This is a genomic window from Pseudomonas fluorescens, assembly GCF_002837185.1.
GTDB classification, from domain to species: domain Bacteria; phylum Pseudomonadota; class Gammaproteobacteria; order Pseudomonadales; family Pseudomonadaceae; genus Aquipseudomonas; species Aquipseudomonas fluorescens_AM.
In genome coordinates, this window is sequence record NZ_KZ477991.1 from 96,001 (window position 1) to 122,913 (window position 26,913).

The following is a 26,913-nucleotide window of genomic DNA, read 5'->3' on the forward strand; positions in this document are numbered from 1 at the left end:
GAAAAGTGTAACCTTTCACACCCCTTGGCAAGACGGCATGCGCTACGCGTTCCGCCTCGTTCATGGTGGCTGTGCGTGGGGCATCTTCGGGTGCGCCGGGTTCCTACACTTCCGGTCTGTCAACCCGCGTACAGCTGCCACCCAATCCTGTTTGACAGCAGGGGGGCGGCAGCTCCTTAGACAGTGTGGGAGCTTCATCATGAAAAAGATCACCCCCAATCCCCCAACAACCCTGTTCACCCTCGCCCCCGGCATCCCCGTCGAAACCCTGCTGGTCCAAGCCAGTGAAACCCTCGCCTCGCTGAACGTCATGACCACCGACCTGGCCTTTGAACTGGAGGGCTCACACCGCCACAAGCTGCTGGCGGCTCAGCAACTGGTTGTGCTGGGTGAGTTGTTGCTGGAGCGGATGCTGGAAACTCAGGTATTCACTAAGCAGACACCTGGCGAGAATCCATAGAAACCGACAGCACGATCACTCCGTACCTGCGGCGAGCGAGGCGCCCTCGCCACAGGACGGAATCGAACCCTGACTGACCAAGCCCTTCATCACCCAATACCGCGCCCCCCCCTAAAAACTATCAGCCACAACCCATAGACCCCGTCGATCACCCAGTTGCTAATACTGATTAGACGTACGCTCAAAACAACTCTAGCCTCGCGTAGATATCGCGCCCATTAAAGCGCCAGGGTTATGCGCCCGACGCCGCCGCCGAGGTTTCTCATGACCGATCAAATCCTGATGGATAGCTTTTCGCGCCGGGTCGACTACCTCAGGATGTCCGTCACCGACCGTTGCGATTTCCGTTGTGTGTATTGCATGGCCGAGGACATGGAGTTCCTGCCGCGCCAGCAGATTCTGTCGCTGGAAGAGCTGTATCAACTGGCACACAGTTTCGTCGCGCTGGGCACGCGCAAGATCCGTCTGACCGGCGGCGAGCCCTTGGTTCGTCAGGGCGTGGTGGAGCTGTGCCGACGCATCGCCGCGCTTCCCGGTCTGCGCGAGTTGTGCATGACCACCAATGGCTCGCAACTGGGCAAGCTCGCCGCGCCGTTGTTCGATGCGGGGCTCAAGCGCTTGAATATCAGCCTCGACAGCCTGGACCCCACGCGCTTTCGTGAGCTGACGCGCACGGGTGATTTGGCGAAGGTGATCGCCGGTATCGATGCCGCGAATGCCGCAGGCTTTGAGCACACCAAGCTCAATTGCGTGGTGATGAAGGGTCGCAATGACCATGAGATCAACGACCTGGTGGCCTTCGCCATCGACCGTGGTCTGGATATATCCTTTATCGAAGAAATGCCACTGGGCGTGATCAGCGAGCACAGCCGTGCCGAGGCGTTTTATTCCAGTGCGCAGGTGCGCGAGCGTATCGCCGAACGTTACACGCTGATCGACTCTGCGGAGTCGACCCAGGGGCCTTCGCGTTACTGGCGTGTGGCTGAGGCGCCGCATATTCGCCTGGGCTTTATTTCGCCCCACAGTCACAACTTCTGCGGCACCTGCAACCGTGTGCGCCTGACCGTTGAAGGTCGGTTGCTGCTGTGCCTGGGCAATGAGCATTCGGTCGACCTCAAGGCGGTGTTGCGGCGCTATCCGGGCGAGCCGAAACGCCTGGAGAGTGCGATTGTGGAGTCGATGAAACTCAAGCCGTATCGGCACAACTTCTCCCTTGACGATGAGGTGCAGGTGGTGCGCTTCATGAACATGACGGGCGGCTGATCGACCCGGTTTCAACCCCATGCCATCCTGCGCACGGCAGGGCTGCTGCCCGTCCTTCAAGCCATCGCTGTGTACTGAACTGAAAAATGCCTGTCTAATCGTCAAGGCTGATCGGGCTATCCAGCAATGTCTGGCGGCCGGTTATCGAGTGCGTTGTCCAGTTCTTCGGAACAGGTGATTCCACTCTGACAGACCTTTCACTTCTTCCCTGGCAGGCACCTGATGGACATAAAGCAACTCAAATTCCTGATTGCGCTGGAGCAGACCCGTCACTTTGGCCAGGCGGCTGCGCGCTGCCATATCACCCAGCCGACGTTGTCGATGCGCCTGCGCAATCTGGAGGAGGAGTTGGGCCTGGAGCTGGTCACCCGGGGCCAGCGTTTCGAAGGCTTTACCGAGGCCGGTGAGCGTGTGCTGGCGTGGGCCAGGACCTTGCTCGCCGCCCATGACGGGTTGTTCGCCGAAGCGGCCGCGTGTCGCGGCCAGTTGGTGGGTAACTTGCGCCTGGGCCTGGTGCCGCTCAGCGGTTTCAACCCGATCAGCTTCATCCAGAGCCTGTCCCACACCTTTCCCGAGCTCAAGTTCAGCCTGACGTCGATGAGCTCGGACAACATCATCGAAGCACTGGGCACCAATCAACTGGATCTGGGGGTGTGTTACCTGGACCACGTTAACGCCAACTACCTGGATTTTTTCGAACTGGGCGAGACCCGCGTCGGCTTGCTGTACGACACCCGTCACTTCCATTTCGAGGGCAGCGAAATGAGCTGGGAAGACGCCGCGCAATTGCCCCTGGGGATGATCAGCACGGGCATGCACTATCGAAAGTCCATTGACCTGAGCTTCCGCAGCCGCGGCCTCGCCCCCCAGCCCATGCTTGAAAGCGACTCAACCTATCAACTGTTCCAGGCGATTCACGAAGGCTTTTGCTGCGCAATCATGCCCCTGGACAGCGGCCTGGAAAGCCCGATCGAAAACCTCGCGTTCATCAACCTGCCGGACGCCAGCGTGCTCGCGCCACTGGGCATGGTGATGCGCAAGACCGAACCGCGCTCGGCCATTGCGGAGAAGTGTTTTGCGCAGGCCAAGAGATTATTTGCTGCCAAGGACGCGGACCAGCGTGTCAGGTAAATTAAGCCTCGCTGCGAGCAGAAAAACCCCACACTCGTTCACGAACCGTTAAGAAACCCCTCCCTATACTAGCCGGCAGCCATGCCCGCTCCCCCGAGCGGTCCCCTGCCCGGTAGCCACTCGATGACGCGTCCCGTTCCCCTGCTGCTCCTGCTCGTTGGTCTGCTGTTTTTCTTCGCCCTTGGCAACCATGAACTGCAAGGTTCCACCGAGGCCCGCGTCTCCGGGATTGCCATGGCCATGCACCTGGACAATGACTGGGTGGTGCCGCGTCTGTTTCGTGAGCCTTTTCTGGAGAAACCGCCATTGAGCCTTTGGCTGGACGCCGGGGCGATTCGCCTGTTTGGCGCGAGCACCGGGGCCGTGCGCTTGGCGTCGGCCTTTGCCGGGTTGTTCAGCGTGATGTTGCTCTTCGGGATGTTGCGCCGGTTCGGACGGCCCACAACGCTGGCGTTCAGCGCTGCGCTGATCCTGGCGACCATGGCCAGCTATTGGGGCAATGTGCGAGGAGTGGGTGAGGATTCACTGCTCAGCCTGGGCGTGACCGCAGCGTTGCTGGGGTTCTATCAGGCAGTGCGCCCCGAGGCCGAGCGCCAGGGTTCCACCGCCTGGGCGTGGGCATTGTTTACGGCGGGGATGGTCATCGCCACGTTGAGCAAAGGTGTGCTGGGCCTGGCGATGCCGGGGATTGTGATGTTTGTCTACCTGGCCTGCATCAGCCTGATGGATAAGCGCCTGCGTATCGGCGACTGGCTCAAGCCGGCGCTGTTCACGCTGCTGGCGCTGATACCGCTGCTGATCTGGCTGGGGTTTCTGTTTCAGCGCGGCGGCCTGCAGGCGGTCGGCGAAGTGCTGTGGACCAACAGTGTCGGGCGCTTCAGCGGCTCGTTTGTGGAAGCCGGGCATTACGAGCCGTTCTATTACTACCTGGTCAAACTGCCTGAGGCCTTCCTGCCATGGAACATCCTGGTGTACCTGGGCCTGTGGCACTTTCGCAAGAGCCTGGTGCGCAACCGCTACCGTCTGTTTTTCAGCGTGTGGCTGGTGGCGCAATTTACCCTGCTGACCCTGGCCTCGAGCAAACGCACCGTCTACTTGATGGCATTGACTCCGGCCGCCGCTGTACTAGCGGCGGAATATGCGCGGGTGCTGCTGGAGTGGGTCAAACAACACAAACCGGCACTCTACCGCTACCACCGACAGATCATCGGCGGTGTATTCACCCTGGCCATCGCCTGCTACCTCAGCGCCGCCTTCTGGTTCGCACCCAAAGCCGATGTGCGCCAGTCATTCGTGCCCGTGATCAGTCAGGTCCAGACACTGCAGGACGAAGGTAAAGAGGTGGCGCTGTTCCAACCCAATGAACGGATCGCCGGCGCCAGTGTGTTCTATCTGCGTGCGTATCTGCCGATTCTGCAGACAGAGCCCCAATTGCACGCCTTTCTCAGCGCCAAACCCGGCAACGTTGCGCTGCTGGATCATACCGATCGGCTCAATCAGGCAGTCACCGTGGTCAAGCACATGACGATCAACCGCCAGCCCTACTATTTCGTCGAGCAGTAAGGCCGGCGCGCGTCATCAGTGTTTGGTCAGCTTGTCCAGGTAACCCATGGCAAACGCCGAGACCACGAAGGTCATGTGGATGATCACGTACCACATCAGGTGTTGCGGATCGACGTTCTTGGCGTCCATGAAGATGCGCAGCAGGTGGATGGAGGAAATCGCCACGATGGAGGCCGCCACTTTCATCTTCAGTGACGAAGAGTCCATGGTGCCCAGCCAGTTGAGCTTTTCCTTGTTCTCATCGATATCCAGCTGCGAGACGAAGTTCTCGTAGCCGGAAATCATCACCATCACCAGCAAGCCACCGACCAGGGCCATGTCGATCAGCGACAGCAGCAGCAGGATCACCTCCGACTCCAGCAAGCTGAAAATATTGGGAATCACATGAATGATTTCCTGGAAAAACTTGATCGCCAGGATCAGCAACCCCAGGGATAAACCCAGATAGATCGGCGCCAGCAGCCAGCGCGCGGCATACATCGTGTTTTCGATAAAGCGTTCCATTGAATCTCACACAGCTTGGCTAAAAATGGTGCCGAGTATACCAGTGGCTACCCGGCGCCTGTCACCGCGAGAAAACTGAGCCAAGTGGCATCTGTAAGAGGATTTTTCTGCTAGTGTCGAGACCATTCACTCGGCTCGATGATGTCGGACAGGAAAACTCAGATAATGGATGTGCGATTCCCTTTGGCCAGTCTAGGCCTGTGCGCGGCGTTGCTGATGGCCAGCGGCTGCTCCCCCAAAGAAGAGCAGAAGCAGGCCACCCTCGAAGAGAAAACCACCCAGTTCGAACAGTCCCTGGACAGCATCCAGGACCCCAAGCTGCGCGACGTCATCGCCGACCTTGGTGGTTCGCTGCTGTTGCTGGAACGTGCGCGCATCAAGCTCGACACCAAGCCCGTCGAAGCCGAATACGGCGAAGACAGCCTGGCCCTGCTCAAGCATTACCCGAGTCCCCAGGCCTTGGTGGACACCTATATCAACGGCCTGTTCGTCCTGCGCCGGGCCTCTCATTCCGACTACCTGACGGATTTGCAGCCTGTCTTCCCGTTCACGTTCAACGCTCCCGAGCAATTCCCCTTCCCCCATGGCCTGGAGTGGGAGTCGGTGACCTTGAGCAACAACAAAGTCATTCCCTTCCAGCCGGAGTGGTCGGAAACCGACCCCGGCATCCAGCTCAGCCCCAGCAGCTCCAACCTGACCAACCCCGACGACCTGACGGTGACCTACCCGTTCATCGAGGGCATCGAGACGGAAAACAAGAGCCAGCCGCAGCCTGTCAGCCTTAAAGGCACGATTGAAGTCGCCGCGCCGGGCAGGGTGCTGACCTTTGACCTGGCAAAAAACGACGTCGGTCATTCACGCACCGAGGGCAATATCAGCCTCAAGCTGTTGTCGCTGGAGAAGAATTACGCCGAAATCGAACTGACCAACAGCCAGCCGCTGGCCACCGAGCTGGGCGACGACTCGCCCAACCCGCTGCTGGTACAGGCCCGGGACGGCACCGGGCAATTTCTCACCCGCTCAGGCTCAATCAACGAAAGCGCTGCGCAAGTGGCGTTCTACGAGAAACAGCTGGCGCAGCTGCAACAGCAGAAGGCCTGGTCCGAAGCGTTGGATAAACAGCTCACCGACGCGCAAAAAACCTTCGAACACACACAGAACAGCCATTACGCCAAGGTGTATTTCAACGGTTTGATCGATACCCTGCAGGTGAATGTCCTGGACTTTTCCAAGGCCACCGTAACCCGCAGGGCGCTGGACCTGCCGGTAATGCGCTTCGATAAAAACAGCCTGCAACAGAGCGTGCAACCCTTGCCGATGCCGGTCACGGTGTATGACGACGCTGCCGCCAGCTGGCTCAAAGACGCGTCAATGACTGAAGATCAGCTGAAAAACAGCGTGACCATCAGCCAATCGACCGAAGACGCCAGTGCGGCGAAAATCGTGTTCGACCACCCTTTCACCTTCAACGACGATCTGGTCGGCGCCGAGCGCAATAACAGCGCCGCGCCGATCACCTTTTTCACCGCAGACGATAAGGGCGAGCGCGGCGACCCCATCGAGTTGCCGACCGAGGCCTACGAGCTGAACGCGGCCAGCGGCACGCTGACCTATGACCTCAACCTGTTCCCGGAGACCCCGGCGTTTGTGGTCGGTTCGGTCCCGCTGTTTCTTGCCACCATCGAGAAGGCCGCGATTGACGTCAACCAATTGCCCAAGGGCCTTTCGCTCAAGGACAACGCGCTGATCGTCGACCAGCAAGCGTTCCCCGCCGACAGCTGGCGCTTCTACGCCAGGGATGCGAGCGGCAACTACCTCAAGGAAATTCTCGGCGTGAGCCACCGCGCCGAGGAATACGGTACGGCGTTGTTTGATGTGCATTATTTTTATGGCCAGCCGACCACCCTGGAAAGCTACCAGCGCACTGACCTCAACACCGTGCAATATGGCTTTGAGGTGAAACTGGACAAACCGGAAAGCAAATAGCCCCGAATTACAGGGCCAACCGCTCCTGGCCGCCGTTGAGTTGGCGCAGATGGGCTTGCAGGTGCAGGCACCAGATCTGCGGCTCGTCCAATTGCTCGTAACCGTGCAGGGTCAGGCTGTCGACTATGGAAGCCAACATGGTTTGCGCCACGAACGGCCCGTGAAACGGGCCTTGAGACTTGACCGTGGAGGGCTGCTCGCCCGACATGCCTGCGGCAAATAACAACGTCCACAGCCCGTTCTCCCCGGCAAGGGGGCGAATGGAGCATTCGATACGGGTTTCCAGACCCAGGCACTGGCGGGTAAGGCAAAGGTTGCACGACATGGCGGCGACCCCCGGTAGTTCGGCGTTCAGCCCCAGCGCAAAGGCGAGGCTGGTTCTATCCTGCGACTCCTGCGGATATCCCTGATATTGAGAATAGAAGAAAAACGCGACAAACCAAGCTCGTAGGGACCAACGGACATTCTCTCCAGGCACCTGTCAATTTAATGACAAAAACAGATCAAACTGTGGGAGGGGGCTTGCTCCCGATGGCGGTGGATCAGTCAAAAATATTGAGACTGACACACTGCCATCGGGGGCAAGCCCCCTCCCACATTTTTGATCTCATCAAGCTTCATGGATCAGGTGGGTTTGGCCTCCGCTAAAGCCTGCTGCGCCAGCTCTTTCTCTGCCTCCTTCAAATCTTCCTCGCTGATCATCTCGGCAATTGCCCTTAAGCGCTCCACCACCCGCGCATTGACCGTGCCTTCCGGGAACTGCCCTTCCGCATCCGGCTCACCGGCATCCTCGCCCACCAGCAGGCTCAACGCTTCATCCGCCTGGCGCACCGCATAGATATGGAATTGCCCGGCGCGCACCGCCTGCAATACCTTTTCGTCGAGCATCAGCGTGGCCACGTTGGCCTTGGGAATGATCGCGCCCTGTTCACCGGTCAACCCGCGCGCTTCGCACAGGCGGAAGAAGCCTTCGATCTTCTCGTTGACCCCGCCCACTGCCTGCACTTCGCCAAACTGGTTGATCGAGCCGGTAATGGCAAAGCACTGCTTGAGCGGCGTCTTCGACAACGCTGAGATCAAGGTGCAGGCCTCGCCCAGGGAAGCACTGTCGCCATCCACGTAACCGTAGGACTGCTCCAGCGCGATGCTGGCCGAGATCGCCAGCGGGAATTCCTGAGCGTAACGGCTGCCCAGGTAACCGGTGAGGATCATCACGCCCTTGGAGTGAATCGGCTGACCGAGGTTGACCTCACGTTCGATGTCGACAATGCCGCTGCCGCCCGGGTACACCGTGGCGGAAATCCGCGCCGGTACGCCAAACGCCGAATCCCCGACCTCCAGCACCGTCAGCCCGTTGCACTTGCCGACGGCGGCACCGGCGGTGTCGATCAGGATTACCCCGGCGAGCATGTCATCGAGAATCCGCGCCGACACGCGGCCGGTGCGCGTGGCCTTGGCCTTGAGCGCGCGCTCGATATGCCCGGCATCGGTCATTTCGTCGCCCGCCAGGTGACGAATGAAGTCCGCCTCGCTGACCAACTGGAACAAATCACCGATGCGCGCCGACAAACGGCCCTGATGTTCGGCCAGGCGTGCGCTGTAAGTCGCCAGCCGCGCCACCGCATCCGACGTCAGCGGCGCCATGCCTTCTTCCGAGGTGCGGGTTTTGAGCAACTGGGCGAACTGCTCCAGGCTTTCGTCGACCATCGGGATGTCTTCGTCGAAGTCCACCAGCACCCGGAACATTTCCTGGAAGTCCGGATCGGCGTCCTGCAACGCGTAGTACAACTGGCGCGACCCGATGATGATCACCTTGACCTGCAACGGAATCATCTGCGGGTTGAGGGTCACGGTGGCCAGGCGTCCCAGTTCGCCCAGCGGCGACTCCATCTTCAGCTTGCGTGATTGCAGGGAACGCTTGAGCGCATCCCACACAAACGGCTCGCTGAGCATTTTCTCGGCTTCAAGAATCAGGAAACCGCCATTGGCGCGGTGCAACGCCCCCGGGCGCAGTTGACGATAAGTGGTGTAAAGCGCGCCCTGGTCGGTGCTGTATTCGATACGGCCGAACAGGTTGTCGTAGGTCGGGTGCGGTTCAAACACCACCGGCGCGCCGCCGTTGAGCGAATGCCCCACCACCAGGCTTGGGCAGTATTGCTCTTCGAGCAACTTGCGCGCCTGGGCATCGGTCTTGGCGTCGTCGACCAATTGCTCGACCACGGTTTTGAGCAGATACACCTGCATGGCCTGCAGGTAACCGCAGACGGCGGCGTTTTCCGCGTACTTTTCCGACAGTGGCGCAAGCAAAGGCTGCAGGGCCAGGGTGATGGTTTCTTCGTTGAACTGGCGCAGTTGGTTGTTTGACTCACGCTTCCACTGCGGCAGGCTCGCCAACTCTTCGTTGAGGCGCTCTTCCAGCTCGGAAATATCAGTGTGGAAGCGCTCGCGGTCGGCTTCCGGCAGTTGCGAGAACTCCGCTTCGTCCAGCGCCTTGCCGTCAAGCATCGGCGTGAAGGCAATGTTGGAGCTGTCGCGGTACAGCGCGACGTCTTTTTCCAGGGCCAGGCGCTCGATCACGTCCAGGGCCTTGTCATAACGCTGGTTGAACGCCCGGTCGATGGCGCTTTTGCGCTGTTGATACGTCGGGTGTTCAAACACCGCCGGGAAGGTCGCCACCAGGTTGTCGACCAGCGCGTTGATATCGGTGATAAACGCTGCAGCGCCGCCGCCTGGCAATTCCAGCGCGCGCGGTTCGCGCGGCTCGTCGAAATTATTCACATAAACCCAGTCCGACGGGGTTTGCAGGCGTTTGCCTTCGGCCTTCAAGTAACGTTTGACGAATGAAAAGCGACCGGTGCCGGGCTCGCCCATGACAAACACGTTGTAACCGGGGCGTGGCATGGCCACACCGAACTGCAAGGCTTCAACCGCACGTTCCTGGCCAAGCACACCGCGAAAGGGCTCCAAATCATTGGTGGTCGAGAAGCTGAACTGTTCAGCGGAGAAAGGGCGAGTCAGCGCTTCGGGCGCTAGACGCAAGCTGGCAGCAACAGGATCAGGCATCGGGCTTCCTTACATCAGGCGGGGCAGATGGGGGCATTCTGGCTCTCGGTTGCGCGCTCTGGCAAGGCGCGCTGTTGGGAAAGCATAGCCACGGTACGCGTCCCACAAAAAAATCGTTCAAGACTGAATGTTTTATAAAAACTCACGGAACCCAGGGAACGTGCCTAAACTCCAAACTGCGCGGGTTGGACTAATAACTGGCCCCTAGGGTGCTGCGAAGCGCCTGAACCCTTGTCCATTGGTTTGCACACAAAGAGAACAAAGCTATGAAACGGATCCTTCTTGGTACTCTCTTCACCGTCGTCTCCCTCAATGCAATGGCAGAAGCACCAGGTGGCCCGAACTGCGGTTGGGGCAACATGTTGTTTGAAGGCCAGCGCGGTACTCCTGCTCACTTCCTGGCTTCCACCACCAACGGCACCTCGGGTAACGCCACCTTCGGCATGACCTCGGGCACCAACGGTTGCAGCACCAACAGCGCCCTGACCTACGGCGGCAAGTCCTGGATTGCCATGAATGGCATGATGAACGAGCTGTCCGAAGACATGGCCAAAGGCAACGGCGAAGCACTGACCACCTACGCGGTGGTACTGGGTGTGGCTCCGGAAGATCGCGATCACTTCGCGGCCGTGACCCACGAGCACTTCCAGCAGATCTTCAGCAAGGCTGACGTGACTGCTGATGACGTGCACAACAACACCATTGCCGTACTGAAAAGCGATGCCCGTCTGGCGAAATACGCTACCCAGGCTTAAGCTCGACCCACCCGCGTCTTTCGAGGCGCGGGTTTTGTTTTTTCGACCTGTCCCCCTTGGGTCTTTTTTTCAGTCCGACTTAAGTAGCCCCCATGCTCAAACGCCTCGCTTGCCTGGCTCTCTTCGCCTGCGCCCCGCTGCACGCGGCCCCGCACCTCGACGATCAACGTTTGCAGCAACTGGCCAATGATCCGTTCTGGCTTTCGCTGGGGCACTACGAGGCCGGCAAGATCAATGGCTGGCGCAGCTATGTCAGCGACAAGAAATTCTTTCTCGCCGCTGACGGCGCGCATCATCCGGACGCCGAACTCAAGGCCACTGTGGATGCGCTCTACGCACCGGCCAGCCTGGGCGAAAAACATGCCCAATGCGTCTACCCCGCCCGCACCCGCTGGCTCAAGGATCAGTTGCAACTGACCGACCTGCCTGCCGTGGACTGCAAAGAGTTCAAACAATGGTTTTCGGACGTCGCGCCCCACAGCGCGGTGATGATTTTCCCAGCGGCGTACCTCAACAGCCCCTCGTCGATGTTCGGCCACACCCTGCTGCGCATCGACCAGGCCGACGTGCAGAGCAACAACACCGCCCTGCTCAGCTACGCAATCAACTTCGGCGCCTATATCGAAGGCTCGGACAACAGCATTCTGTATGCCTGGAAGGGCCTGATGGGCGGCTATCCCGGCCTGTTCGCCCTGGTGCCCTACCAGGAAAAACTCTCCGAATACCGCAGCCTGGAAAACCGTGACCTGTGGGAATACCGCCTGAACCTCACCGAAGTCGAGACCAAGCGCATGGTCGAGCACGTGTGGGAACTCAAACAGATCCAGTTCGACTACTTCTTCTTCGATGAAAACTGCTCCTACCGCCTGCTGGAACTGCTGCAAGTGGCGCGCCCCGGCCTGCGCTTGACCGAGCAATTCCCGCTCACCGCGATCCCGACCGATACCGTCAAAGCGGTAAAGGACGCGGGTCTGGTGGAAAAGATCGACTATCGTCCGTCCCGCGAACGCGAGCTGCTCGAGCGCGCCAAACCGCTCGACAGCGATGAGCAGCAATGGGTACTGAAGATCAGCGATGACCAGAAACAGTTGCAGGAGCCTGCCTTCAAGGCGCTGCCTCGCGAGCGCCAGGCCCTGGTGGTGGACGCCGCCTATCGCCTCGGCCGCTACCGTGCCAACGGCCTGGAACGCGACACCGCACGCTCCCAGCGCAGCTTCGAACTGCTGCGCGCGATCAATCAGAACCCGGCGCCCGACCTGAAGATCACCCCGCCCGGCCTGCCGGAAAACGGCCATGAGTCGCGCACCTGGCAGGCCGGCATCGGCATCCGTGGCGACAAAGCCTTCGGCGAATACGGCCTGCGCATGGCCTATCACGACCTCAACGACAACGCCGAAGGCTTCCCCCTGGGCGCACAAATCGAAATCCTGCAGATGAAACTGCGCCAGTACGAAGGCAACCACTGGCAATTGCAGCAACTGGACCTGGCCACCATCCGCTCCCTGACCCCGCGCAACGCCCTGTTGCAGCCGTGGTCCTGGCAAGTCACCGGCGGCCTGGAGCGGGTGCCGGGCAAACATGACGACGAAACCCTGGTGGCCCACGTCAACGGCGGCGCCGGTGGCACCTGGCAGCTCTCGGACGACATGCTCGGCTTCGCCCTCGGCACCGTGCGGGTGGAACACAACAATGACTTCAGCGAAGCCATCTCCCCCGCTGCCGGCTTCAATACCGGCGTGTTGTGGAAGAACCCACTGGGCAACCTGAGCCTGGAAGCCAAGGGTGATTTCTTCACCAATGGCGAAGTGCGGCGCAGCATCAGCCTCAACCAGCAATGGGAACTGTCACGCAACCTGGGCCTGCGCCTGAGCGCCCAGCGCGAGTACAGCCACCTGTCGACGCCGGTCAATGAAGTGATGCTCGAAGTGAAGTGGTACCACTACTGACTCAAGCCTGGTGAAAATCCAAATGTGGGAGGGGGCTTGCCCCCGATAGCAGAGTGTCAGTGACGGGAAGCTTGACTGACACACCGCCATCGGGGGCAAGCCCCCTCCCACATTTTATTAGCATTGCTCGCATAATCAGGAGCTCACTCAATATGGCCGTTCGCTGCACTACCCTCGAAGAAGTCCGCAATAACATCGACCTCCTTGACCAACAAATAGTCACTCTGATCGCCGAACATGGCCACTAGGTCTCCCAAGCCGCACGCTTCAAAAACGACACCGATGGCGTCAAGGCGCCACAACGAGTTGAACAGGTGATCGCCAAGGTGCGGGGGTTATCCCAGGTACTCGGCGCCAACCCTGAGGTTACTGAGCAGGTATATCGCGCGATGATTACGGCGTTTATCCAGCAAGAATTGGCTGAATATGCTGTGCTGGACAACGCTCGCAAACCACGAAACTGATCCATCCATCTAAGCTGCTCAGGATTATCAGCCTTTTGCCTGCAAGCACTGATTCATAGCACTCTCGTAACTCATTGAAAAATAGGCCGGAAATTTCAGACGCCTTTTTAGCTTTTTTCAGTCGAAACAAACTACCTCTCACTTCATTCTCTTTATGAGGTTTTGTGTCTAGTATCGGATGGCAATCAATTTGCCACCACTTCTATACACGGATCCGAATAGGGTAAGAGGCTTATATGGAATTTCTTGAAAAACTCACCAGTCTGGCGTCAAAGGTGCGCCTGCAAGGCGCCGCCATCCAGACGGAAGAAGCTACAAAAAATGCTTTTGTAATGCCTTTTATCAACACCGTGTTGGGTTACGACGTGTTTGACCCACAGGAGGTGACGCCCGAATTTGTCTGCGATGTCGGGACGAAAAAAGGTGAAAAAATCGACTACGCAATCATGAAAGATGGCGAAGTTCAGATACTCATCGAATGCAAAAAGATCGGCGAGTCATTGAGCATTAATCACGCTTCGCAGCTCTTTCGGTACTTTCACGTCACGAGTGCAAGAATCTCAATTCTTACCAACGGCCAGGTCTACAGATTTTTTACAGACCTGGACGCCCCTAATAAAATGGACGAAAAGCCATTTCTAGAGCTGGATCTGCTGGACATTGATGAATACTCCGTACCAGAGCTGATAAAACTTACCAAATCGGCCTTCGATGTCGACTCAATCATCAGCGCAGCGGGAGAATTGAAATACGTCAGCCAACTCAAGAAGCTCATTGGCGCCCAAATCAGTAAACCAGAAGACGACTTCGTGAAGTTCTTCGCGTCCCGTGTTTACGAAGGAGTAATCACGCAGAAAGTACGTGAGCAATTTTTCGAACTGACACGAAAAGCGTTAGCTCAATTTTTGAATGATCAAATTAATGAGCGACTTAAGTCTGCAATGAGTGGTGCAATTCAGCCGACCCTAACGTCATTGTCTATCGCGAACAGCACGAATGCAGCCATACAGGAACAAAACGAAGCAGAAGATAAAATTCTCACAACCCTTGAAGAGCTGGAGGGTTACCACATCGTCCGCGCTGTCGTGCGCTCAGTTGTCGATGCCAAACGAATCGTTCAACGTGATACCCAAAGCTATTTTGGGATATTACTGGACGATAACAACCGTAAGCCCATCTGCCGACTCCACTTCAATCGTAGCCAAAAGTACCTCGGGGTATTCGACGAAGAAAAGAATGAGACCCGACACGCTATTTCATCCATTGACGAGATTTACGAATACGCCGACCAGCTAAAAAAGACAGTGGGTTATTACGAATAAAGTCTACACCGACAGACCGAAGTTAAAACTGTGGCGAGCGAGCTCGCCACAGGGTAATGCTGTTTTACTTCGCGGGTGTCATCGCTTGGCTCAGGTCATCCACTACTGCTTTGCCCATCTCACACAAGTAATGCGCAGCCCACGCATATTGCTCGCCACGCACATCCATTGCGGCCTCCATGGCAAGCTTTTTGGAGTAGTAAAGCAAGGTAGAGGCATGCTCCAGCGCCTCATCAATTGGCATGCCGGAATTGACACGGAATAGCGGCTTTTCGTTTTCGCCGTAATCGCCGAAGGTGACGACGCCGAGGGTAGTGATTGACGACAGAGGTGGATCAGGAATGACTTTAGACATGGTGTACCTCTAAGTGAAATAAAGGACCACCACAGCACGTCGCTAAACATGAAGGGGTGGCAGCTGTACGCGGGTTAGCGAACCGGTCACCTAGACACCCGGCAGATCCGAAGATCTCCCGCGCACAGCCGCCATAACACGGTATCAGCAGGCAAAAAATTCGCCAGCCAAGGGTGTAAAGAGGATGAGTCTCGGTGGTTCGGGTCGCTAAACCCGGACGCCGTTTTCACAGCGAAGCCAGGAGACTAGTAACCCAAACCTTAAGGCGCAATAGACTAGAGATTCTCTAGGAAATGTCCTGCAATTTAAAGCGAAGCGTCGTTGATGGCCCTTTAACCAACACCTTTCTCACACATCTTTCACCCCCCTCAGACAAATCCCCTTCTAGACTCTCCCTATCAGCCGTGGATCGGCCAGGGAGTACGCCATGTGGCGGTATGCGCTAATGCTGTGTGCAGTGGTGTGGCTGACGGGCTGCCAGACAACCCATCAGGAGTTGCTGGCCAAGGGTTATCCACCCGCCTTCGCTGACGGCTTTGACGACGGCTGCAGCAGCGGTCGCCAGGCCGCCGGGGTGATCACGGGCGAGTTTCGCAAGAACGTGCCACGCTATCTGAAAGATCGGCACTACGCCGAAGGCTGGGAAGACGGTTTCCGCCAGTGCAAAGCCATGCGTGAGAACGAGGAACTGCGCGAGTATCAGGACAACCGCAGGAACGATCGCGAGCACGAGTGGCAGGAGGAAAAAGACCGTGACGCGGCCAAAGCCTATCGCTCGCAATGAGCGTGGGAACGATCTGGCGGTGAACATGGCCCAAACTCCATTGAAGGAGAACGTCATGAGCCGAGCTTTTGTAAATGAGGACAACGCTGCCGCCCAGGCCGACCAGCCGGTGGAGCGTCAGGTCAGCGAACAGCCCAACCGCCTGACCGCGCAAGGGTTGGCGCAACTGCAGGCCAAGGTGGCGCAATTGCAGCAGGCATACAGCAACGAATCCGCCAAGGGCGAGCAGGCAGACAAGCAACGCCAGGCCGATCTTGAGCGGGATTTGCGCTACTTCAACCAGCGTGTACACAGCGCCCAGGTCGTTGCGCCGGCCACCGCTATCGACAAGGTACAGATCGGCAGTTGGGTGACCTTCGCCAACGAGCAGGACGAGCAGCAGCGCATCCAGTTGGTCGGCGAAGATCAGGCCGACGCCAACGCGGGCCTGATCAACTGGGGTTCGCCCCTGGGCCGCGCGTTGCTGGGCGCCCAGGTGGGTGACGAGGTGCTGTGGCGACGGCCGGTCGGCGATCAGTTGATCGAAGTGCTGGGCATCGAACCCGACGTCTAGACGATGCCCTGGGCCAGCATCGCGTCGGCGACTTTGACGAAGCCTGCGATGTTCGCGCCCTTCACATAGTTGACCCGGCCATTTTCCTCGCCGTAGTGCACGCAGGCATGGTGGATCGACTGCATGATGTTGTGCAGCTTGCTGTCCACTTCACCTGCGGTCCATAGCAGGCGCATGGCGTTCTGCGACATCTCCAGGCCACTGACGGCCACGCCGCCGGCATTGGATGCCTTGCCCGGCGCGAACAGAATGCCCGCGTCGATAAAGATATCCACCGCTTCAAGGGTGGTCGGCATGTTGGCGCCTTCGGCCACGCAGATGCAGCCATTGCGCAACAGTGTGCGGGCAGCATCGGCGTCGAGTTCGTTCTGGGTGGCGCAGGGCAGCGCGATATCGCACGCCAGCGCCCAGGGGGTTTGACCCTTGCGAAACTCCAGGCCGAAACGCTCGGCCAGTTCGCTGATACGACCACGCTGCACGTTTTTCAGCGCCAGCAGGGCCGACCATTGTTCCTCGGTCAAACCGCTTTCGGCGTACAACGTCCCTTCGGAGTCCGACAGGGAAACCACCTTGCCCCCCAGGTCCATCACTTTACGCGCCGCGTATTGCGCCACGTTGCCGGAACCCGAGATCGCCACGCGCTTGCCCTCGACCCGCTGGCCCTGGCGCTTGAGCATTTCCTCAGCGAAATACACACAGCCAAAACCAGTGGCTTCCGGACGGATCAGACTGCCGCCGTACGTCATGCCTTTGCCGGTCAGGACGGACGTGAATTGATTGCCCAGGCGTTTGTACTGACCGAACAGGAAGCCGATTTCCCGTGCGCCCACACCGATATCGCCGGCCGGTACGTCCACGTCCGCACCGATGTGGCGGTACAGCTCGCTCATGAACGCCTGGCAGAAGCGCATCACTTCGGCGTCGCTCTTGCCCTTGGGATCGAAGTCCGAACCGCCTTTGCCGCCGCCCATGGGCAACGAGGTCAGGGAGTTCTTGAAGGTCTGCTCGAAGGCGAGGAATTTCAACACGCCCAGGTTCACCGAGGGATGGAAGCGCAAACCGCCCTTGTACGGGCCGATGGCACTGTTCATCTGGATACGGAAACCGCGATTGACCTGGACCTTGCCATGGTCATCCACCCACGACACCCGAAAGGTAATGGCGCGTTCCGGCTCGCACATGCGCTCCAGGATGCCCGAGGCCAGGTAATGGGGGTTGGCTTCAAGAAACGGCCACAGACTGCGCAGGACTTCCTCTACGGCCTGATGGAATTCCGGTTGGTCGGGGTCGCGTTTCTTGAGGTGGGCAAGGAAGGATTCGACGGATTCGCTCATGAAAAGTCTCGGCAAAATGATTGTTGTTAAACAGAGATTGAGCCGGACTTTATCAATTCATTTCGCACCGCGACAGGGCAAAATGTCGCCTTTATGAATTTAAATGGTGCATTTGTATAAATAAACAGCGATTTTCGCCCTGAAACGGGGATTTCAACCCGACACATGCACCAATGAGTGAAAGGCTGTACGACAGCCCCGCGCATCGCGTTAGCGCGTCCCGGGCACCAGGTCGAGTATCTCCTCGATGCCCAGGCAGCGCGGCTCAAGTTCCAGGGTCCTGCCATGGGCGAGTATGCCCACCGCGGTGTCGCGCATAGCCAGATAGGCACTGCGCAACATGTGATTGGCGTAAATCACCGCGTTGAAACCTGCCTGCTCCAACACCTCGAACTTCAGGTGAGCGTAGCTGGTGGGCACACAAATCAGCGGAACCTTGGGCCGTTGCCGACGAAACTGCCTGGCGAACTCGAGGATTTCCAGGCCATCCTGTCTGCGGCTGTGGATCATGATGCCATCCGCCCCCGCCTCTACATACGCCAGGCACCGCGCCATCGCCTCTTCCATACCGCGATCGAGGATCAAGCTTTCACACCGTGCGATCAGCATCAGCCCCGAGCCGGTGCGACTGGCGCAACCGGCCTGGAGCTTGGCGCAAAAGGTATCGATGGGCTCCTGCGCCTGGTCGACCTCGGTACCGAACAGCGAGTTCTTCTTCAAGCCGCACTTGTCTTCGATCACCACCGCCGAGACACCCGCACGCTCCAGCATCTTGATATGAATCGCGAAATGTTCGGGCTTGCCGCCGGTGTCGGCATCGAATATCAGCGGCAGCGAACACACATCGAATATTTCGCGGATCCCCAGCAAGCGGTTGCTGGGCGAGAGAATTTCGATATCGGGTAACCCGCGCTGGGTCGAGTCGGTCAGCGAACTGGACCAGATGGCGTCGTACCCCACCGTATGACCGGGGCTGATTTCCAGCCTGGCGCGCTGCGCGAGCAACGCCGATATCGGGCTATGGGCTTCGAGTACGCGCAGGCAACGGGTGCTATCCAGTAGCGCCGACAGAGGGCGTCGGCGCGCTTCGGTGTCCATCATAAGGTTCAGGCTCCAGGTCAGCGGCACAACGGGGGTTATCGGGCCGCCTCAATCCCAGGCGGGCTGTTCACACTTGAGCACCGACGCCATCTTTTGCAGATGCTCACAGGCCCTGGCCACGTATTCCCCGGATAGCCGCGCGATACGGCTGTAATCCACGGCCTGCCCGGTGGCGCTGGCGTACAACCGCAACGCCTCTGCCGCATGCTTGAAGTGGCGCGCTTCCACGCTGCCGCAATGCACGCTGAGAAAGCTCGCCACGCGGCTGGCCTCACCGGCGCTGTAGCCGCGCACATCGCGCAACCACTGCTTCCATAACGGCGTCATCAGGTTGTATTCGCCGGTGTTGAACAGCTCCGTCATGGCCATCATTTCCAGCGCCTCAATGAGCTGCGGCGCCAACGGGCGTTTTTCGCCAACCCAGCCGGAAAATTCCTTGGTGATCGGGTTCAGGAATTTGTCCTGCAGGCGCCATTCATCCGAGCCGCATATCGCCGAAGCCATGCGGTAATACAGCTTGGAGTGGTGCGGATGCCCGTGCATTTCGCCCAATCCGATGTCCTCGACAATGATCTCGCCACAGTGCGCCGCCGCGTCGAGCATCTGCAGCCGAGCGTCGTCGGCCAGGGATGCCGACTCCTGGAGAATGCGCACTATGATGCTTGAGACAGCATGGGCGGCGCCGTCCGGGCTGCGCCAGCCGCAGAAGAACGTACACAGCGACGACTCGCTCCAGTTACTGGAAGTCATGTCGACATAGGTCTCGCAGTACCTGTCCAGCTCGGCAGGCTGGCGGTTGAAACCGCTGAGCAGGGCCTGGGCCAGATGTCGGTCCTCGACATCCACCAGCGCCTGGTTCACGTACCCGATAAATTGGCGGCTCAGATTTTCCACGGCTCATATCCTTTTGGGTGGGGTTAGTGCGCAACGATTTCTGCCATGAAGCGCGCGAAGCGCGTGAGGCCTTCGATCAACGCTTCACGCTCAACGGCGTAGGAGATGCGGATACTGTTGCGGTCGCCGCAGCCGGAGCCGGGCACCACCGCGATATGGGCCTCGGTCAATAACAGATCGGCCAGGTGGTCGACATCACGGATAACGGTGCCCAGGTAGCGGCCACCCAATTTGCGCGACACATCGACAAACAGATAGAACGCCCCTTCCGGCGGGGCGCAGGTGATGTCATCGATATGCCCCAGGCAAGTGCAGGCCGCGAGCAGTTGCTGGTCGAGGAAGGCGTTGACCTGGCGGGTAAAGTGCGGCGCGTCCGCCATCAGGGTGCCGAGCGCGGCGTATTGGGAGAGGCTGCTGGGGTTGGATGTCGTGTGCCCCTGCAGGTTGTGCATGGCGGCGATGACCGCCGCGGGCGCGCACGCATACCCTACCCGCCAGCCAGTGACCGCGTGGCTCTTGGAAAACGAATCGACCAGCACCGTCTGGTGTTTGAGCGGCGCAAACAGCGAGACGATGTTGTGATGTTCATGGGGCGCGCGCACCAGCTTGCGGTAGCACTCGTCGAACACCACCCACAGCCGGTGTTCGAACGCGAGCCGAGCGATCCCCAACAGTTGTTCGCGCTGATAAACCGTGCCCGTCGGATTGTTCGGGGTGTTGATCACAATCATGCGGGTGCGTGAGGTCAGGGCGTTTTCGACTGCCGCGCAGGTGAGGCGATAGTCATCGGCTGCCGTGTCGACATAGACCGGAACGCCACCGGCCAGCTGGATCTGGGTGGGAAAGGTTTCCCAGTACGGCACCGCAACGATGACCTCATCCCCCGGATCGAGCAGTACCATTGCGGCGTTATACAGCGCCTGCTTGGCACCGGCGGTTACGGCGACTTCATCGGCGGTGTAGTTCACGCCGCAGCGCTGAGTGACCCGCTGCGCCAGCGCCTGGCGCAACTGGGGCAAGCCGATGGGCGGCGTATAGCGGTTGCGCGCATTGGCCAGCGCATCGCTTGCAGCAGCTTTCATGGCCGGGCAGGCATCGAAGGTCAATTCACCGGCGGCAAAATTGATCACGTTGACGCCGGCTTCTTTCAAGGCATTGGCTTTGCTGCGCATGCTGGACGTGCCCGGTGCGCTGAGGCGTTGCGCACGCCGGGACAACGGCAATGACACGGCAGACGGTTCACTGTTATTCATTGTTATACCTGCCAGAACACGCTGAAAAATTCGTTCGCCCTACCGGGCCTGGGCCTCCAGCCCTCGCTGAACCCGCCAGGACAGCGGCAAGGTGAGCAACAAGGTGGCGGCCAGCAATAAGACGGCCACGGGCACGCCGGTGGTATCTCCGAGGCTGCCGAACAGCACCGGCGCCAATGCGCCGCCACCGATGGTGCCGGTGTAGAACACTGCAAACGCCTGGTCGCGCCGGCCCGGCCCCGCCAGGTCCGGCACCGCGCCGTACAGCACCGACGACGTGCCATTGAGCGCCAGCCCCAGCAGCGGCAACATCACCATCAAGCCGGCGTAGGGCAGGTACACCGCCATGACGATCAGCACCGCCGTGGTGAACTCCGTGGCCCACACCGTCTTCATCATGCCGATGCGCGCACCGAGGTAACCGCACAACAATTTGCCGAAGGCGCCCCCCACGAACAGCATCGTCAGCGCCAGGCCAATGCCCGCAGGCCCGGCCCCCTTGGCCTTGAGCAAAAACGGCAGGAACGTGAGAAAACCCATGCGCACTGCGCTGTCCAGCGTGCCGGTCACGATCAGTGCGCGCAGCCCGCTCGCGGAACCGCCGCCGCCGCCCGCGCGGGTGGCTTTCACCGGCGCCGCCGAACCCTCGGTGCGTGCCGGGATCAGCCACCACAACAGGCCGGCCGCCAGCAGCCCGAGTACACCCAGCAGGGTGACACTGGCGCGCCAACTGATAACCGCCAGCAACAGGCCGATCAACCCCGGGATCAGGGTCTTGCCGATATCCCCGCTGAAGTTGTATTGCGACAGCGCTTGTTTGACGCCCCCGCCCGCCTCGTGGGTATCGGTGATCAGCGACGAAGCCAGGGGGTGCTGCGTACTTGCACCCAGACCGCCCAGCAGCAGCGCCACCAGCAGCACCGCCAGCCCACCGGCCTGGCCGGCCAGCAGGTAGGCCAGGCCCGCGAGCGCAGTGCCGCCCACCAGCAGACGTTCGCGTCCCCAGCGCGCCGCAGCGCGGCTGGCCAGTAGCTGGAAACCGGCCATCATGCCCGCATAGGCACCGCGCAACAGGCCGACCTGGGCGTAGCTGAGGCCGAATTGCGCTTGCCAGATCGGCAACAGCACGTAGATGACATCGGTCAGGCCGTCGTGCACGGCATGCGCGCCGCAACCGGCCACCAGGGAACGGCGACGCACGCTTGCCGAGTCAGGCGGCGACAACGACGGGGCTGCGGTTTGCTTCAGGGTGTTCATCTGGGTCAGAGGCTCTCAGGCTAAACCGCCGGTTCAACCCAGCAACTGTGCACAGTCGTTCATCACGCTGGCTTTACGCTGCAGGTATTCGGCAAAAATGTCGCGCGCCGTGGCGGGGTCCACTTCAATCTGCAGGGCGCTGGTGAACTCGTTCACCGCCGCCACCGCATGGGCGAAATGGTTGCTCTCGGTGCCGCCGGTGTGCACGGTGACCCAGGCCACCGTCGCACGGGATTTCTCCGGCGGTACGCCCATGTCCCGCACGAACCACTGCGAGTACAACGGATGGATGAACTCCACTTCGCCGTGGGTGTACACCTCGTGGATCAACGTGGTCAGCAAGCCCTGCAACAGGTCGCGATCACGCAGGCGACGGCTGTCGGTCCAATCCTTGAAGGCCTGCGCCGAAGGCAGGCAATTGTCCTTCAACATCCACTGGTCATCGCCGCACAGCGCGGTCGCCATGGTGTAGAACAGGTCCGCGTGCACGGTGTTGCCCAACGCGCCCAAGTCTTCATCGGTAATGCGCTGCAGGCTGCCGCACGCACGGTACAGCTGCGCGGCGGCAGCAGAGCCTGCGTCGGAACGCGCCAGCAAGGTAATCCGGTTGGCCAGGCCGGACACACTGGCCGCCGAGTTATTGGTTTTCGACCAACTGGCGAAGAACTTGCGCAGTACCGCCGGCGAATGCCGACGCGAGGTGAGTCGCGCAAAAGCCTCTTCGATATCCATCAGCGCCTCTTCCTGAGCCCAAACGGCTTCGAACAGGGCATGCCGCAAGGTACTGGCCGGCATGTCATTCAATACCGGTTCGACGATTTTCAACAGCTGGCTGCGCTTGATCAGGGTGTCAGTCATATTCACCTCTCATAGTCCTTTATTGGATGAAAAAATCAGGCCGGTTTGCCGCGTCGGCCAGAGATCGGTGCCTGGCTGTTTACCGGTTTCCAGCCCAGCAGGGCGATTACCAGCGACAACAGCTGAAAACCTGCGATCAACGCCACGCAGCCCGGCCAGCCCCACTGCTCCCAGAGCAGCGCCGGGGCCACGGCGCCGGCGCTGCCGCCCAGGTAATAGCCGGTCAGGTACAGGCCCACGGCGCCGGACTTGTCCTGCCCGGCCGTGGTGGCGATGTAGGCATTGGCGCAGGCCTGGGCGAGGAATACGCCGGTCGAGCTCAGGGCCAGGCCCAGCACGATCAGCCCCAGGGACGGCAACAAGGTCAGGGCCGAACCGCAGAGGCCGAGCGCCACGGCGGCGCTCAGTAACTGCGATTGCGGTCGCGATTTGCTCAAGCGCCCGGCAATGGGAATCACCACCAGCGCCAGCAGGAACACGGCATACAGTGTCCCCAGGGCGGCGGCGCCCAGGTTGAACGGTGCCTGGCTGAGATACAGGCCGGCATAGGTAAAGGTGGCGACTTGTGAGAACAGCACGCAGAAACCGACGCCATAGGCCGCCAGCAAGGGTTTACGCAGAAGCCGGCGCACCCCGTGCGTGCCCACGGCCGCGACGCTGGAACGTGTCACTGGATTGGCCGGCAGCAGCAACAGGATCAGCATCCCGACCGCCAGGCTGATCAGCGCCAACAGCTCGAAGGCTTCGCGCCAACCGACATATTGGGTCATGACCCCGGAGACAAAGCGCCCGGCAAACCCGCCGAGTACCGTACCTGCGACGTACAGGCTGGTGATTTCGGTGACGGTCGCTGCGCGCCAGCGGTCGCCGATATAGGCCACGCTGGTGGCGAACACCACCGGGATCAACATACCCTCGATAAACCGCCACACCAGCAGCTCGGCAAAGCTGTCCACATAGGCCGTCAGCAGCGTCGGCAGCGCCAGCAGCAAGGCGGCCGCGACAATCACTGTGCGTTGCTCGAAACGTCCGGTCAGGCGCCCGACAAACGGCGCAGTCAGCGCCACCGCCAGGGTGGTTACGGTAATGCTCCACCCGGCCTGCCGGGCGCTCACCTGGAAGCTTGCGGCAAACACAGGCAGGATGCTCTGGGTCGCGTAGAGATTCAGGAACGCCGCACAGCCACACAGAAACACGGCAAGGCGGGCGTGATGCAAGCGCGGGTTCATGGGACCTCTCGTCTTATTGTCGAGGATCTTTATAGAATGCCCAGCGTGGCGAACACCAATACCGAATTCGGACCGATCAATACCCAGGAAACAGAATGCTTGATTTACGCAAGTTACGTTACTTCCTGACGGTCGCCGAAGAGTTGCACTTCGGTCGCGCGGCGCAGCGCCTGCACCTCGCCCAGCCGCCCCTGACGCGGCAGATCTCGGCCCTGGAAACCGAACTCGGCTTTCGTCTGTTCGACCGCACCAGCCGCACGGTCACCCTGACCGCCCAGGGCCGGCACTTTCTACCCTATGCCCGTGCCGCGCTGGAACACGCCCGGCTCGCGCAGGACATTGCCGCCAAGCTGGCCGCCGGCGCCACCGGCCAACTGGTCGTCGGCTATGCCAGCTCCATCGCGCTGTCGGAGCTGTTCAGCCAAACCCTGCAAGCCTTCGCCCAGCGTTTTCCCGAGGTGCAACTGACCCTGGTGGAGAGTGCTTCCGGCAGCCTGCATGCGCACGTGCTGGACGGTCGCATCGACATCGGCATGAGCCGCCTGCTGCCGGAGCCCGGGCAAACCGACGTCGAGGTGTTGTCGTTGGGGCAGGAACCGCTGGTCGCAGCGCTTTGCAGCGACAACCCATTAGCGGGCCAGGACGAAGTCACCCTCACCCAGCTCAGTGAGTTTCCGTTGATTCTGTTTCCCAGCGATTACGGTTCAGGCCTCAACGGTTCCATCGAGCAGCTGTATCAACGCCACGGCCTGACGCTGCGCCCGGGCCCCGCGGGGCGCCAGATCACTTCGATCATCGCCCTGGTGGCGGCAGGCCAGGGTGTCTCGCTGGTGCCCCAGTGCACCCGCACCCTGGCCAGGCAAGGCGTGGTCTACCGACCATTGGCAGACCCCGAAGCCTGGGTGCACCTGCTGATCCTCACGCGCTCACAGTCACGCTCGCTGTTGGTCGAGGCGTTCATGGGCGTGGTCGGTGAATTGCTGCAAGGCCGGCCGGCGCTGGCGCCGCTGGCATAATCCGGGCAAAAAAATACCCCTGCGCGAGGGGTATTTTTCTACAGGCTGCTGCGTACAGGCGCTGCCAGGGCGGCGCCCGTTGCCCAATCAGGCCAGTTTCTTGTGGCGTACCCGGTGCGGCTGGGCAGCGGCTTCGCCCAAGCGCTTTTTACGGTCCGCTTCGTACTCGGTGTAGTTGCCTTCGAAGAACACCGCTTGCGAATCATCCTCGTAAGCCAGGATGTGGGTCGCAACGCGGTCAAGGAACCACCGATCGTGAGAGATCACAATGGCGGCGCCCGGGAAGTCCAGCAGGGCCTCTTCCAGGGAGCGCAGGGTTTCAACGTCGAGGTCGTTGGACGGTTCGTCGAGCAGCAACACGTTGCCGCCTTCCTTCAAGGTCAGGGCCAGGTGCAAGCGGCCACGCTCACCACCGGACAGGTCCTTGACGAACTTCTGCTGGTCGCCGCCCTTGAAGTTGAAACGGCCCACATAGGTCCGCGCCGGGATTTCATAGTTGCCGATACGGATCTGGTCGGAGCCGTCGGAAATCTGCTGGAACACCGTCTTGCTGCCATCGAGGTCTTCACGGCTCTGGTCCACACAGGCCAGTTGCACGGTTTCGCCGATCTCGATGCTGCCCGAATCCGGGGTTTCCTTGCCCATCAGCATGCGGAACAGCGTGGATTTACCCGCACCGTTACCGCCGATAACGCCGACAATCGCGCCTTTTGGCATGGAGAACGACAGGTTGTCGATCAGCACGCGGTCGCCATAGCCTTTGCTGACGTTCTTGAACTCGATGACCTTGTCACCCAGGCGCGGACCGGCCGGGATGTAGATCTCGTTGGTCTCGCTGCGCTTCTGGAATTCCTGCGACTGCATTTCTTCAAAGCGTTGCAGACGGGCCTTGGATTTGGACTGACGGGCCTTGGCGCCTTTGCGCACCCACTCCAGTTCTTCCTTCATGGCTTTTTCATGGGCCGATTGCTGCTTGGATTCGGCGGCCAGACGGTCGGACTTGGCTTCCAGCCAACCGGAGTAGTTGCCCTCGTAAGGGATACCGGCGCCACGGTCGAGCTCGAGGATCCAGCCGGCGACGTTGTCCAGGAAGTAACGGTCGTGCGTGATCGCCACCACGGTGCCCGGGAAGTCGTGCAGGAAGTGCTCCAGCCAGGCGACGGAATCGGCGTCCAGGTGGTTGGTCGGTTCGTCGAGCAGCAACATGTCGGGAGCCGACAGCAGCAGGCGGCACAGCGCCACACGGCGCTTCTCGCCACCGGACAAGTGTTCGACCTTGGCATCCCAGGCCGGCAGGCGCAGGGCGTCAGCGGCGACTTCCAGCTGGCGCTCCAGGTTATGCCCGTCGCCGGCCTGCAGGATGGCTTCAAGCTTGGCCTGTTCGGCGGCCAGCTTGTCGAAGTCGGCATCCGGCTCGGCGTAGGCGGCGTAGACCTCGTCCAGGCGCGCCTGGGCGTCCTTGATCACGCTGACGGCCTCTTCGACCACTTCACGCACGGTCTTGGTCGGGTCCAGGATCGGCTCCTGGGGCAGGTAGCCGATGTTCAGGTCCGGCATCGGGCGGGCTTCGCCTTCGAACTCGGTGTCGACGCCGGCCATGATTTTCAGCAGCGTGGATTTACCCGAACCGTTGAGGCCGAGCACGCCGATCTTGGCGCCAGGGAAGAAAGACAGAGAAATGTTTTTCAGGATTTCCCGCTTCGGCGGAACAACTTTTCCCAGCCGATGCATGGTGAAGACGTATTGAGCCATGGTGAACCTAGCGTCAGTGACTGATGAATTAAGCGGACGAAGCCCGTGCCAGGCCATGCGCCGCGCGGGC

Annotated in this window: 23 protein-coding genes and 1 pseudogene; 12 read left to right on the forward strand and 12 right to left on the reverse strand. The window is 60.1% G+C overall.

What is annotated here, in order from left to right; all coding sequences use genetic code 11:
* The first annotated feature begins 199 nt into the window (after nucleotides 1-199).
* The 4 genes from CIB54_RS08870 to CIB54_RS08885 all read left to right on the forward strand — a co-directional run bounded on the left by CIB54_RS08870 (nucleotide 200) and on the right by CIB54_RS08885 (nucleotide 4,417).
* Nucleotides 200-460 (forward strand): DUF6124 family protein, encoded by a 261-nt coding sequence (locus CIB54_RS08870; RefSeq protein WP_101219552.1) that lies wholly within the window; start codon nucleotides 200-202, stop codon nucleotides 458-460.
* A gap of 264 nt (nucleotides 461-724) precedes the next feature.
* The gene (gene moaA / locus CIB54_RS08875; protein ID WP_101219660.1) at nucleotides 725-1,723 is read left to right on the forward strand and encodes a GTP 3',8-cyclase MoaA; all 999 of its coding nucleotides are present in this window, start codon (nucleotides 725-727) and stop codon (nucleotides 1,721-1,723) included.
* A 222-nt stretch (nucleotides 1,724-1,945) separates the two neighbouring features.
* Complete coding sequence (locus CIB54_RS08880; protein ID WP_065952141.1) at nucleotides 1,946-2,854, forward strand: LysR family transcriptional regulator; 909 nt, start codon at nucleotides 1,946-1,948, stop codon at nucleotides 2,852-2,854.
* Between the two features lie 123 nt (nucleotides 2,855-2,977).
* A complete protein-coding gene (locus tag CIB54_RS08885) occupies nucleotides 2,978-4,417 on the forward strand; it encodes an ArnT family glycosyltransferase (protein ID WP_101219554.1) in 1,440 nt (479 codons plus the stop codon).
* Nucleotides 4,418-4,432: 15 nt separating this feature from the next.
* Here CIB54_RS08885 and CIB54_RS08890 read toward each other — a convergent pair whose 3' ends face one another.
* Entirely contained in the window at nucleotides 4,433-4,921 is a 489-nt protein-coding gene (locus tag CIB54_RS08890; protein ID WP_057724985.1) for a TIGR00645 family protein, read from the reverse strand.
* A gap of 165 nt (nucleotides 4,922-5,086) precedes the next feature.
* On the opposite strand from CIB54_RS08890, the gene CIB54_RS08895 reads away from it, so the two are divergent.
* Nucleotides 5,087-6,907 (forward strand): hypothetical protein, encoded by a 1,821-nt coding sequence (locus CIB54_RS08895; protein WP_101219556.1) that lies wholly within the window; start codon nucleotides 5,087-5,089, stop codon nucleotides 6,905-6,907.
* A 7-nt stretch (nucleotides 6,908-6,914) separates the two neighbouring features.
* On the opposite strand, the gene CIB54_RS08900 is transcribed toward CIB54_RS08895, so the two are convergent.
* Entirely contained in the window at nucleotides 6,915-7,232 is a 318-nt protein-coding gene (locus tag CIB54_RS08900) for a PA4575 family protein (protein WP_101219558.1), read from the reverse strand.
* 299 nt (nucleotides 7,233-7,531) lie between these two features.
* Nucleotides 7,532-9,970 (reverse strand): Lon protease family protein, encoded by a 2,439-nt coding sequence (locus CIB54_RS08905; protein WP_065952137.1) that lies wholly within the window; start codon nucleotides 9,968-9,970, stop codon nucleotides 7,532-7,534.
* 266 nt (nucleotides 9,971-10,236) lie between these two features.
* On the opposite strand from CIB54_RS08905, the gene CIB54_RS08910 reads away from it, so the two are divergent.
* The 4 genes and pseudogenes from CIB54_RS08910 (at nucleotide 10,237) to CIB54_RS08925 (ending at nucleotide 14,457) form a co-directional block, all read left to right on the forward strand.
* On the forward strand, nucleotides 10,237-10,725 hold the full coding sequence (locus tag CIB54_RS08910) for a DUF3015 domain-containing protein (protein WP_003194274.1): 489 nt from the start codon (nucleotides 10,237-10,239) through the stop codon (nucleotides 10,723-10,725).
* 92 nt (nucleotides 10,726-10,817) lie between these two features.
* Nucleotides 10,818-12,671: an Lnb N-terminal periplasmic domain-containing protein gene (locus CIB54_RS08915; protein WP_101219560.1), complete on the forward strand. Its 1,854-nt coding sequence runs from the start codon at nucleotides 10,818-10,820 to the stop codon at nucleotides 12,669-12,671.
* A gap of 152 nt (nucleotides 12,672-12,823) precedes the next feature.
* Nucleotides 12,824-13,135 (forward strand): annotated as a pseudogene (locus CIB54_RS08920) (chorismate mutase).
* A gap of 236 nt (nucleotides 13,136-13,371) precedes the next feature.
* A complete protein-coding gene (locus CIB54_RS08925; protein WP_065952135.1) occupies nucleotides 13,372-14,457 on the forward strand; it encodes a type I restriction endonuclease in 1,086 nt (361 codons plus the stop codon).
* A 64-nt stretch (nucleotides 14,458-14,521) separates the two neighbouring features.
* Here CIB54_RS08925 and CIB54_RS08930 read toward each other — a convergent pair whose 3' ends face one another.
* Nucleotides 14,522-14,812: a DUF3077 domain-containing protein gene (locus CIB54_RS08930; protein WP_065952134.1), complete on the reverse strand. Its 291-nt coding sequence runs from the start codon at nucleotides 14,810-14,812 to the stop codon at nucleotides 14,522-14,524.
* A gap of 427 nt (nucleotides 14,813-15,239) precedes the next feature.
* Between CIB54_RS08930 and CIB54_RS08935 the strand changes: the two genes are divergently transcribed.
* Together CIB54_RS08935 and CIB54_RS08940 are read left to right on the forward strand one after the other, a co-directional pair.
* The gene (locus CIB54_RS08935) at nucleotides 15,240-15,596 is read left to right on the forward strand and encodes a hypothetical protein (protein WP_101219561.1); all 357 of its coding nucleotides are present in this window, start codon (nucleotides 15,240-15,242) and stop codon (nucleotides 15,594-15,596) included.
* A 55-nt stretch (nucleotides 15,597-15,651) separates the two neighbouring features.
* Nucleotides 15,652-16,149, forward strand: a complete 498-nt coding sequence (locus CIB54_RS08940) for a GreA/GreB family elongation factor (protein ID WP_065952132.1) — start codon at nucleotides 15,652-15,654, stop codon at nucleotides 16,147-16,149.
* Here CIB54_RS08940 and gdhA read toward each other — a convergent pair.
* The 7 genes from gdhA to CIB54_RS08975 all read right to left on the reverse strand — a co-directional run bounded on the left by gdhA (nucleotide 16,146) and on the right by CIB54_RS08975 (nucleotide 24,075).
* Nucleotides 16,146-17,483: an NADP-specific glutamate dehydrogenase gene (gdhA, locus tag CIB54_RS08945; protein WP_101219563.1), complete on the reverse strand. Its 1,338-nt coding sequence runs from the start codon at nucleotides 17,481-17,483 to the stop codon at nucleotides 16,146-16,148. The genes CIB54_RS08940 and gdhA overlap by 4 nt on opposite strands.
* A 210-nt stretch (nucleotides 17,484-17,693) precedes the next feature.
* Nucleotides 17,694-18,584, reverse strand: a complete 891-nt coding sequence (gene aepX / locus CIB54_RS08950) for a phosphoenolpyruvate mutase (RefSeq protein WP_101219565.1) — start codon at nucleotides 18,582-18,584, stop codon at nucleotides 17,694-17,696.
* A 48-nt stretch (nucleotides 18,585-18,632) separates the two neighbouring features.
* Nucleotides 18,633-19,478 (reverse strand): hypothetical protein, encoded by an 846-nt coding sequence (locus CIB54_RS08955; protein WP_101219567.1) that lies wholly within the window; start codon nucleotides 19,476-19,478, stop codon nucleotides 18,633-18,635.
* A 23-nt stretch (nucleotides 19,479-19,501) separates the two neighbouring features.
* Nucleotides 19,502-20,731, reverse strand: coding sequence for an aminotransferase class I/II-fold pyridoxal phosphate-dependent enzyme (locus CIB54_RS08960; RefSeq protein WP_101219569.1), 1,230 nt, complete (start codon nucleotides 20,729-20,731; stop codon nucleotides 19,502-19,504).
* Between the two features lie 39 nt (nucleotides 20,732-20,770).
* Nucleotides 20,771-21,988, reverse strand: a complete 1,218-nt coding sequence (locus CIB54_RS08965) for an MFS transporter (protein ID WP_101219570.1) — start codon at nucleotides 21,986-21,988, stop codon at nucleotides 20,771-20,773.
* Between the two features lie 33 nt (nucleotides 21,989-22,021).
* Nucleotides 22,022-22,846 (reverse strand): hypothetical protein, encoded by an 825-nt coding sequence (locus CIB54_RS08970; RefSeq protein WP_065952126.1) that lies wholly within the window; start codon nucleotides 22,844-22,846, stop codon nucleotides 22,022-22,024.
* Between the two features lie 35 nt (nucleotides 22,847-22,881).
* A complete protein-coding gene (locus tag CIB54_RS08975; RefSeq protein ID WP_101219572.1) occupies nucleotides 22,882-24,075 on the reverse strand; it encodes an MFS transporter in 1,194 nt (397 codons plus the stop codon).
* Between the two features lie 95 nt (nucleotides 24,076-24,170).
* Here CIB54_RS08975 and CIB54_RS08980 point away from each other — a divergent pair, with 95 nt between their 5' ends.
* Nucleotides 24,171-25,091, forward strand: a complete 921-nt coding sequence (locus CIB54_RS08980; RefSeq protein ID WP_101219573.1) for a LysR family transcriptional regulator — start codon at nucleotides 24,171-24,173, stop codon at nucleotides 25,089-25,091.
* A gap of 87 nt (nucleotides 25,092-25,178) precedes the next feature.
* Here CIB54_RS08980 and ettA read toward each other — a convergent pair whose 3' ends face one another.
* Nucleotides 25,179-26,843 (reverse strand): energy-dependent translational throttle protein EttA, encoded by a 1,665-nt coding sequence (gene ettA, locus CIB54_RS08985; protein ID WP_065952123.1) that lies wholly within the window; start codon nucleotides 26,841-26,843, stop codon nucleotides 25,179-25,181.
* Nucleotides 26,844-26,913 lie beyond the last annotated feature (70 nt).